Genomic DNA, 9,467 nt, shown 5'->3' on the forward strand with positions numbered 1-9,467 from the left:
GATCAGCTGGGCCACCCGCGCCGCAGCGCCTGGCCCTGCAGGGCGAACAACCGCTCGGAGTCCGACCAATCCGGCAGCAGCGAATCGAAGCCGTGACAGGCCCGCGGGAACACGTGCAGCTCGGCGGAGACCCCGGCGCGCAACAGCTGCAACGCGTAGTCGACGGCTTCGTCGCGGAAGGGATCGATCTCCGCGCAGGTGATCAAAGCCGGTGGCAGACCACGGAATTCGCCGCGGCGCGCGGGCACCGCGGCCGACGGTCCGGCCGCCGGACCGAGGTAGTGACGCCACATCAGCTCCGCGGCCTCGCTGTCGAAGGCGGGGCTGGTGCAGAACTCGGCCTTGGACGCGGTTTCGCGATCGTCCAGCACCGGCTGGTGCAGTAGCTGGAACACGACCGCGGGCAGCGACCCGTCGGCGGCGCCATGCGCCAGGCACGCCGCCAGGGCGGCCCCGGCACTGCTGCCCCCAACCGCCAGGCGCGCCGGGTCCACGCCGAGTTCCGTCGCGGTGGCCGCCACCCAGCGCAGCACCGCGACCGCGTCGTCGAGCGCGGCCGGGTAGGGGTGCTCCGGCGCCAGCCGGTAGTCGACGGACACCACCGTGCAACCTCCGCGCCGTGCCAGCTCGACGCACTGCCGGTGATCGGTGTCCAGGTTGCCCAGCGCGAAGCCGCCGGCGTGACAGTAGATCATTGCCGGTGCCGGGTTCGCCTCGCCGCCACGGTAGATGCGCACCGGCAGGTCGCCGGATTCTGTCGCCACGACGTCGTCGGCGATCCGGACGCCCTGGGCGTCGGTGCGTTCGGCGACCTCCCGACGGCGCTGGTCGAACGGCTCGCGCAGGAGCCCGATCGACTCCGCCGAGAAGTCGGTTCGCGTCGTCGCGACGGCCTGCAGGACGGGATCCAGCCGTGCGAAGCCGTCCAGACCGTAGGGTTCTGTCATTCGGCCGGGGCCTGGAAAGTGAAGTCGGCGGCCCTGAATCTGCGCGTCATTCCCCAGAAGCTACGCGCGCTGCGCGGCCACTGCGTCACCACCCGCCCGTTGGGCGCGCGGAAGTAGTTGCTGCACTGGGTGGTCCAGACCGTGCCAACCATCCACCGGTCGACCTTGGCGACGAACGCCGCCAGCGCGGCGGGGCGCACCGAGACGTACGTCTTGCCCCGCCGCCGCATGTGTTTCAGCGCCCGAACGATGTAGCGCGCCTGGGCTTCGAGCATGAAGATCACGCTGTTCGAACCGACGTTGGTGTTCGGCCCGTACAGCATGAAGAAGTTCGGGAACCCGGGGACGGCGATGCCGAAATACGCGTGGGCCCCGTCACGCCACACCTCGCGCAGCGTCGTCCCGCCCTCGCCGGACACGTCCAGCTCGCCCAGGTAATCGGCCGCGGCGTAGCCGGTCGCGCACACAACGACGTCGACTTCGCGTTCGGTGCCGTCCTCGGTGACCAGGCTGCGTGCGCGCAGGCAGCGCGCGGGGCTGCTCAGCACCTCGACATTGGGTCGGGTCAGGGTGGGCAGGTAGTCCGAGGAGAACACCAGCCGCTTGCAGCCCATCGGATGGTCGGGGGTCAGCTTGCGGCGCAATTCCTCGTCGGCGACGGTCTTTTCGAGCATGCCCAGCGCGATCGCCTTGAACTCCTCGGTCTTTCCGCTGCCGTGCTCGATCACCGAGATGTTGGATTCGCTGCGCAGCCACAGCCGGGTGCGGTACAGCTTCTTGGCGAACGGTATGTGGGCGAAAAGCCAGCGCTCGCGTTCGGTGTAAGACCGGTCGGGCTTGGGCAGGATCCAGGTGGGTGACCGTTGCACCGAGTAAACCCGGTCGGCCACCTTGGCCAGCTCGGGCAGCAGCTGCGAGGCCGTCGATCCGGTGCCCAGCACGGCGACCCGCGCGCCCTCGAGCGGGACCGAATGATCCCATCGGGAGGAGTGCATCAGAATGCCGGTGAACGGCTCCTCTTGCACCAGCTCCGGGAACAGGGGGCGGGTGAACAGCCCCACGGCGGACACCACGACGTCGAAGTGGTGCCGTTCGCCGGTGGCCGTGGTCAGGCACCACCGCTGCGCGTCTTCTTCCCAACGCGCCGAGACGATTTCGGTCCGCAACCTCAGGTGGGGGCGCAGGCCGTACTTGTCGGCGCACCGCTGGAAGTACTCTAGGATCTCCGGCTGCGCGGGCCACAGCCGCGACCAGTCCGAGTTCAAATCGAACGAGTAGGAGTACAGGTGCGACTTGACGTCGCACGCCAGCCCCGGATACGTGTTGATCAGCCAGGTGCCGCCGACGTCGTCCTCGCGGTCGAAGATGGTGAACTCACCGAAGCCGGCTTGGGCCAACAGGATTCCCAGGGCCATGCCGCCGGGGCCGGCACCGATGATGCCGACCGACAGGTTGCCCCTCATCGAATCTGCAGGCATTGCCCACCGTCGACGACCAGTTCGGCGCCGGTGATGAACGACGCCTCCTCGGACACGAGAAACGCCACCGCGTCGGCGATCTCGGCCGGTTGGCCGATCCGCCCGAACGCCGACGACGCGGCCAGCCGCAGCTGGGTGGCGTCGTCGAGCATCGGGGTCGCGATGGGGCCGGGGAACACCGCGTTGACCCGGATGCCGAACGGGGCCAGCTCGGCCGCGGCGTTTTGGGTCAGGCCGCGCAGCGCCCACTTGGCGGAGCCGTAGGCGCTGTGCCGCGGGAAGGGCCGGATCGCCCCGGTGCTGCAGATGTTGACGATGGCGGCGTTCGCCGCCGCACGCAGCTGCGCCAGCGTCGCCTGGATGCCGAGAAAGGCACCGAAACAGTTGACGCGCCAGGCGCTTTCGAATCCCTCGGGCGTCTCGTCGGCCAACGAGGCGCGGTGCAGCACGCCGGCGTTGTTGACCAGCGCGCTCAGCGACCCGAAGCGCTCGACCACCGTGTGGACGGCCGCCTCCCACTGCGCCGGCGAGGTGACGTCGAGCGGGATCCCGATCACCCCGTCGTCACCCAATTCGTCCACCGCGGCCGCCAGTTCGTCGGCGCGACGATCGCAGGCGGCCACCGAATGGCCGGCCGAGCGCAGCCGCTTGGCCATCGCCCAGCCCTGCCCGCCGGCGGCGCCGGTCACCAGTGCGACGCGTTGACTCACGATGACGGCACCTCGGGGCTGTCGGACAGGCCGCGGCTGGTGACGAATTGGCAGCGCCGGCGCGAAAAGCGCCAGCGGCCGTCCACGCGGACCAGCTCGTCGTCGTAGAGGGCGGGCCGCAGGTGCAGGTCACCCGCGCGGACGAACAGCACCTGCGATCGGGCTGTGGCAGTGTCGCCATCCACGTCGATTCGCGAGACCCCGGTCAGGTGCAGCCCGCACGGCGCGTCCTGAAACATTTTGCGGATCGCGTCATGCCCCTCGAAAGACTTTCCGTAGACCAGGAATTGGGCGTTCGCGGTGAAGAGTTGCACGCATTCATCGCCATTGCCGGCGTCTAGCGCCAGCGCGTAGGCGGCAATGAGTTCCCGTATGGCGGTCTCGGTCACTGTTCGCGGGCCTCGCGCAGGTGTTCGGCCGCGCCACGCCGCAGGGCCTGCGACTCGGCGGCCAGCGTGATCATCCGGATGCCCAGCGCCGCCATGGCGCGGCCCGTCTTGCCGTCGCCCGCGTGGATGCCGGTGATCAGGCCCGCCTCGGTGGCGGCGCGATGGATCCGGCCGATCGCGTCGAGGAGCGCCGGATGTTTGGTCGCGCCAACGACGTCCACGCCCATCGACAGGGCCAGGTCGGCCGGCCCGATGTACAGCCCGGCCAGCCCTTCGACGGCGCAGATCTCGTCGAGGCCCGACAGCGCCGCCGCGGTCTCGATCATCGCGAACACGCCGACCCGGGACTCCAGTGTGGCCGGGTCGTGGCCCAGGCTGGCGCGCAGCGGGCCGAAGCTGCGGACGCCTGCCGGCGGGTAGCGGGTGGCGGCCACCGCGGCGGCCGCCTCGTCCGCCGACTCGATCATCGCGATGACGACGGCGTCGGCGCCGGCGTCGGCCACTCGCCCAATCGGCGCCGCATCGGCGTTGGGCAGTCGCACCGCCGTGCCGATCGGCACGTGCTCGAGGCGCCGCAGCATGCCGGCGATGTCCGCGTCGTCGATGTAGCCGTGCTGGGCGTCGAAACCGACGTAATCGTAACCGGCCCTGGCGAATTCCTCCGGGCCGAGCAGCGTGGGTCCGGTGATCCAGCCGCCCCAGATGGGGGATCGGCCGCCGTCGAAGACGCTCATTGGGCGATCGCGATCTTGATGCGTTCGGGCGCGGGCCGGCAGGCCAGGTCGAAGGCGCCCTGCACGTCCCGGACGTCTTGGACGCCGAAGGTGTGGGTGAGGTAGGTGCCGAGCAGTTCGGGATGCTCGTCGGCGAACTTGGCGGCGACGTCCAAGACCCGTCGCCGGTCAAGGGTGACACCGGATTTCAGCGTCAGGTTGTTGCGCAGCATCAGGCGCATGCTGATCGGGTAGGCCTCGTCGTCGGCCACGCCGAAATAGAAGACGGTGCCGCCGGGGGCGGTGGCTTCGATGGCGTGCCCCAGGGTGGCCACCTGGTGCCCGACGGCCTCGATGACGACGTCGGCGCGGTCGGCGGGGGCCAGCTGGCTCACCCAACGGTCGCTGGCGGCGCGCACCGGGTCGTCGACACCGAATGCCGTTGCGTGGCCGGTGCGATCGACAGGGTCGACGCCGGTGACCCGGCGGGCGCCCGCCGCCTTGACGACGTAAGAGAACAGCAGGCCGATCGAGCCCTGGCCGATGATCGCGACGTGCCGGCCGGCCAGGTCTGGCAGCTGTTCGCACGCATACAGGACGCAGGCCAGCGGTTGCAGGCCGATCGCCTCCGCCGGGCTGAGCGCCGGGTCGTACGGCGCCAGCATGCTGCCGTCGCTGATCACGCGTTCCATCAGGCCGTCGAACCCGGATGCCCAGCCCACCACCCGGTCGCCCGGACGGTGGTCCGGGTGACGGCTGGCGATCACCTCGCCGGCCACCTCGTGGATCGGGAAGCCATCCTTTTCGGCGGCGCTGCGCCCGTCGTCACCCGGAAGCCGGCCCCTGTTTCCGCGGAAGGCCGGCAGGTCGCTGCCGCAGACCCCGGCGGCCGAAAACCGCAGCAGCACTTGGCCGTCGGCCAGCTGCTCGGGCGTCTTGTCGGGAATCGTCGTCCGCTCGAACTGGTAGGGGGCGACGATCCGGTAGGACCACACGTCAGACCTCCACCGGGATCTTGTTCCATCCCCACTGGAAGCTGGACGGCAGCCGGGTAGCGGCGTCGCCGCGGATCGCGAAGTCGGGCACCCGGCGTAGCAATTCGGTCAGCAGCACATCGATTTCCAGCCGGGCCAGATGGTAGCCGATGCAGAAGTGCTGGCCGCGGCCGAACGCCAGCGAGCGGCGGATGGGCCGGTTCCAGACGAATTCGTCGGGGTTCTCGTACTCGCGCTCGTCGCGGCTCGCCGACGCGAGCAGCGTGATGATGCGCTGGCCGGGCTCGATCGTCTGGTCGTGAATTGTGTACGGCTTGCGCGCCGTTCGGGCGAACCACTGCGCCGGCGCACAGTAACGGATCATCTCCTCGCGGGCGATCGGCACATTGGTGGCGGGGTCGGCGCAGACCGCGGCCATCTGCTCGGGCCGCCGGCTGAGCTCCCACAGCCCGTGGGCGACGATCTTGGGCACCGTCTCGGTCCCACCGATGAAGATGCAGAGCATCTGGGTGGCGACCTCAACGTCGGACAGGGCGCTGCCGTCGGGCAATCGGTAGCCCAGCAGGCCGTCGACCACCGGTAGCGCATCGCCGGAGGAGTCGGCGCGGCGGCCCTCGACCACCGGGGTGAGGTACTCGAGGTAGTTGGGCCGGGCTTGCGCGGTGTCGACGCCCTCGCCGGGCTCGGCCAAGCTGCCGGCGTTGACCGCGGCCAACACCTGGGGTGCGAGATCGTCTGGCAGGCCCAGCAATCCGCACACCATCGACGCGGCGACGATGCCGCCGTACTCCTGGGTCAGGTCGAACGAGCCCCGTGGCAGCAGCTCGTCGAGGCGATCGTTGGCCAGCGTGCGGATTCGGGCCTCCAGCCCGGCGACCGACCGCGGTCGCAACGGCTGTGAGTGCGCGCGACGGATCTCGGCGTACAAATCGGTGTCGAAGACCGCGTGAAACGGCAGCGGGTGCAGCGGCGGGTCGTCGAGCGGGCCGTCGTTGTGCTGAGCGAGCACCGACGCCGGGGGCAGTGTGCCTTCCGTCGCGACGAAGGTCCCGTCGTTGACTTCGAGCACCTGCCAGATGTCCTCGAATCGGGACAGCGCGTAGGTGTCCCACTGCGGCATGTAGTACACCGGGTGCTCGTCGCGCAGGATCCGGTAGTACGGCAACGGGTTTGCCATGACTTCCGCGTCGAACGGATCGTACGAAAAGCTCACTGCAGCGGCGAGGGGGGTAGGGCCTGCAGGATCGAGTCCTCCCAGCCGTCGCGCAGGGCCGGCGCCACGCTCATCCAGGTGACGATCTCGGCGGGTGGGCTGTCCTTCCAGGACGGGTAGTGGTTGGCGAAGCATTCCCAGCCGCCGTCCAGCGCCCAGTAGTGGATGACCTCGTTGTAGCGGAAGGTGGTGGTGAACGAACCCAGCCATCGCTTGCCGGTGCGCTCCGACCAGGGGACGTAGAGCCGCTCCAGCTCGCGGATGTAGTCGTCCTGACGCCCCGGTTTGGTCTGCATGATCTCCTGAATCACCAGCGGCGCAACGAAATTCGCGTCACGCAGCTGCGCGAGCGTTTTGTTGCTGGGTCCCGGGTACATGATGCGCCCCTCGCCGGAGGCGCCGATGCCGGCCAGGAACTCCGACCATTTGCCGGCGGCGACCTCATGGCTGCCGCCGCGCGCCTGGGCGGTGCCGATCCGGGCGTAGTCGGCGAATCCGTCGATCTCCCAGATGATCGTCACCTGTGGCCAGTGGCCGTTGTACGGGGTGGTCTCCCAGATGGCGAACAGCCGGGCGCCGAGCTCGTCCATCATCGGCTGGTAAGTGCCGGTGAACATTTCGGTGAAGGCATCGCTGCGGCCTGATCCCAGTGAGATCGTCTCGTGCAGGTAGAGCAGTGTGTGGCCGTAGTACTTCTTCATCAGTCGAGCCGGGTGGCCATGTCGCACAGCAGCGTCTCGGTGGCATCGACTGACTCGCAGGGCAATCCCGCCGCCGCAAGCGCGTGGCCCTTGAACCTACGGGCGGCCGCGCTGAGCACGTGTTGGGTCCGGGTCATCGCGCGGTCGACGCCCAGCGGCCACCCGTCGCCCCACAGCGCGACCTCGGTCAACCGGTCGCCCAGCGACTCGAGCACCTTTTCCCGCACGAGCGGGTCGGCGGCGAACGCCTCGGCGCTGACCGCGAGGCTCTGGCTTTTCGACGCGGCCAGGTCCGGCCGCGCCTCGCCGTCGAATGCCTGCACGCCGAGGATCCGCAGCGAGCGGGCGTCGCCCCCGTGCGGCAGCAGCGCGGTCACCTGCCAGCCGGCCATCACCCGGTCGTAGAGCCAACCCCCGGCCGATTGCACGACGTCGGAGGCGCTGGCCGCCACGACGTCCAGCCGATATCCCAGGCACTCCGCGTCCCCGCGGGTCGCTCGTGCGGCGCTGACCCGGCGGCTGCGGATGGTGTCGAACGTTGGCGTAACCATCACCGGACAGCGTGACACTTCGACGGAAATTTGTAAAGGTGCCTAGACCCGTCGCGCCTTGAGTTCGGCGAGAATCTCGTCGGTGTGCTGGCCCAATTCGGGCGCCACGGAGCGCGGCGCCCACGGCGTGCCGTGGAAGTCCGCCGGCGTGGCGACCATCGTGGTGCCGGCCTCCCCGTCCGGGACGTCCACCAGGCCGCCCGCGGCGTGGAACTGCTCGTCGGCAATGACGTCCTCGAGCGCGTTGATCGGCGCCCAGAAGAGTTCGGGTTCGCCGGCGAAGGTCTGCGCCCACTCGTCGAGCGGGCGGGTCGCGAAGATCTTGTCCAGCTGGGCGATGAGCTGGACCGCGTTGGCGGCGCGGGACCGGGCGTCGGCGAAGCGGGGGTCGTCGCACCATTCGGGACGGCCGATGGCGCGGCACAGCGGGGGCCAGTGGCGCTCGGCCTCCAGCCCGACGATCCAGAAGCGGCGCCCGTCGGCCGCGGCGTAGTTGTTCATGCACGGGTTGCCCATCGACTCGCGCTGGCCGACGGCGATCGGCTGCCCGGTCAGGAGATAGGTGTTGAGATCGAAGCTCACGGTGTAGGCGCCCTGGCGGTACAGCGAGGTGCTGACCAGTTGTCCCGCGCCGGTGCGTTCGCGGGCGAGCAGCGCCGCGCACACGGCGGCGGCCAGGGTCATCCCGGCCGAGTGGTCGCCCATGCCGCCGCGCTGGAACGGGGGCGTATCCCCGGGCCGGGTGAGCAGGTGGGCCAGACCGGCGCGGGACCAGAACGCGGCGACGTCGTAGGCGGCGCGGTCGGCGTCGGGCCCCGTCTCGCCGTACCCCGTGATCAGGCCGTAGACCAGGCGCGGGTTGCGGGCCGACACCGATTCGAAGTCGAGCCCGAGGCGCTGCAACGCGCCGGGGCGCACGTTGGTCAGGAAAACGTCTGCGCCGGAAAGCAATTCGAACGCGATGTCGCGGCCCGCCTCGGTGTTGAGGTCCAAGACGATGCTGCGCTTGGATCGGTTGTCCATCTCGAACGGCGGGTTGACGCCGAGATCGCAACCCAGCATCCGGCCGAACAGGCGCCCCGGGTCGCCCGTCGGTGGCTCGATCTTGATGACGTCGGCGCCCCAGTCGGCCAGGATCCCGCCGGCGGCCGGTCCGGCCACCCAGACCCCGAGTTCGACGACTTTGATGCCCTCTACCGGTCCGGCCATGACTGGCACCCTAATCGCGTCGAACCGGTTTGAGCGTTACAGGAACCCGTTAGGGCCGGGGAGACCGGCGCGCCCCGCGGCCCCGGCAAGACCAGAGGGTACGGATATGAACTGGATGGTGCCGCTGGTGTGGCCGGCCGTGAGCGTGATCGTCACTTGGCCCGTGCCACCAGTAGCCAGGGTCGAACTCGCGGGACTAATGGAAAAGATGTTGCCGCCGGGAGCGGGGAGGTAGGCGACGGTAGCGCCTCCGGGGGTGTTGTTGAGGATCGTGAAGCCCGTACCGACGTCAAGGGTCACGTTTGGTGCACTTCTGCTGCCCGTCCCACCTTGTCCACCGGCTCCGCCCAGACCGTGTATCCACCCGCCGCGCCCGCCATCGCCGCCATTGCCGCCGTTCAGGACGAACGAGGTGGTCTGGCCGGTGGACACTGTCGCACTGTTGGGTCCGCTGTTGCCGCCCTGCCCGCCGCTCCCGCCGGCACCCCACAACCCGGCGGCCCCACCGACTCCGCCGGTTCCGCCGGTAAAGGCGTTCAAGCCGCCGTCCCGCAACGCCAC

10 protein-coding genes and 1 pseudogene are annotated in these 9,467 nt (G+C 69.7%); all 11 read right to left on the reverse strand.

From position 1 onward, the window contains the following. Nucleotides 1-2: 2 nt before the first annotated feature. Nucleotides 3-947: an alpha/beta hydrolase gene (locus tag AWB92_RS29185; RefSeq protein ID WP_085191922.1), complete on the reverse strand. Its 945-nt coding sequence runs from the start codon at nt 945-947 to the stop codon at nt 3-5. Further along, nucleotides 944-2,425, reverse strand: a complete 1,482-nt coding sequence (locus AWB92_RS29190) for an NAD(P)/FAD-dependent oxidoreductase (protein WP_085191924.1) — start codon at nt 2,423-2,425, stop codon at nt 944-946. The genes AWB92_RS29185 and AWB92_RS29190 overlap by 4 nt, the downstream gene beginning before the upstream one ends. Then, nucleotides 2,407-3,135, reverse strand: a complete 729-nt coding sequence (locus tag AWB92_RS29195) for an SDR family oxidoreductase (protein WP_085191926.1) — start codon at nt 3,133-3,135, stop codon at nt 2,407-2,409. Before AWB92_RS29195 ends, AWB92_RS29190 begins: the two co-directional genes overlap by 19 nt. Further along, the gene (locus tag AWB92_RS29200) at nt 3,132-3,524 is read right to left on the reverse strand and encodes a nuclear transport factor 2 family protein (protein WP_085191928.1); all 393 of its coding nucleotides are present in this window, start codon (nt 3,522-3,524) and stop codon (nt 3,132-3,134) included. The genes AWB92_RS29195 and AWB92_RS29200 overlap by 4 nt, the downstream gene beginning before the upstream one ends. Then, nucleotides 3,521-4,258 carry an aldolase/citrate lyase family protein gene (locus tag AWB92_RS29205; protein ID WP_085191930.1) on the reverse strand — a complete coding sequence of 246 codons (738 nt, stop codon included), beginning with the start codon at nt 4,256-4,258 and terminating at the stop codon, nt 3,521-3,523. Before AWB92_RS29205 ends, AWB92_RS29200 begins: the two co-directional genes overlap by 4 nt. Then, the gene (locus AWB92_RS29210; RefSeq protein WP_085191932.1) at nt 4,255-5,232 is read right to left on the reverse strand and encodes a zinc-binding dehydrogenase; all 978 of its coding nucleotides are present in this window, start codon (nt 5,230-5,232) and stop codon (nt 4,255-4,257) included. Before AWB92_RS29210 ends, AWB92_RS29205 begins: the two co-directional genes overlap by 4 nt. A 1-nt stretch (nt 5,233) precedes the next feature. Then, nucleotides 5,234-6,445, reverse strand: a complete 1,212-nt coding sequence (locus tag AWB92_RS29215) for a cytochrome P450 (protein ID WP_085191934.1) — start codon at nt 6,443-6,445, stop codon at nt 5,234-5,236. Further along, the gene (locus AWB92_RS29220) at nt 6,442-7,146 is read right to left on the reverse strand and encodes an NIPSNAP family protein (RefSeq protein ID WP_085191936.1); all 705 of its coding nucleotides are present in this window, start codon (nt 7,144-7,146) and stop codon (nt 6,442-6,444) included. Before AWB92_RS29220 ends, AWB92_RS29215 begins: the two co-directional genes overlap by 4 nt. Further along, nucleotides 7,146-7,697: a hypothetical protein gene (locus tag AWB92_RS29225; RefSeq protein WP_085191938.1), complete on the reverse strand. Its 552-nt coding sequence runs from the start codon at nt 7,695-7,697 to the stop codon at nt 7,146-7,148. The genes AWB92_RS29220 and AWB92_RS29225 overlap by 1 nt, the downstream gene beginning before the upstream one ends. Nucleotides 7,698-7,739: 42 nt before the next feature. Beyond that, the gene (locus tag AWB92_RS29230) at nt 7,740-8,906 is read right to left on the reverse strand and encodes a CoA transferase (RefSeq protein WP_085191940.1); all 1,167 of its coding nucleotides are present in this window, start codon (nt 8,904-8,906) and stop codon (nt 7,740-7,742) included. A gap of 36 nt (nt 8,907-8,942) precedes the next feature. Continuing rightward, nucleotides 8,943-9,467: pseudogene (locus AWB92_RS31260) on the reverse strand (hypothetical protein); the annotation flags it as partial.

Origin of the sequence: Mycobacterium sp. IEC1808, from assembly GCF_002101935.1 — a bacterium.
Classification (GTDB): Bacteria; Actinomycetota; Actinomycetes; order Mycobacteriales; family Mycobacteriaceae; genus Mycobacterium.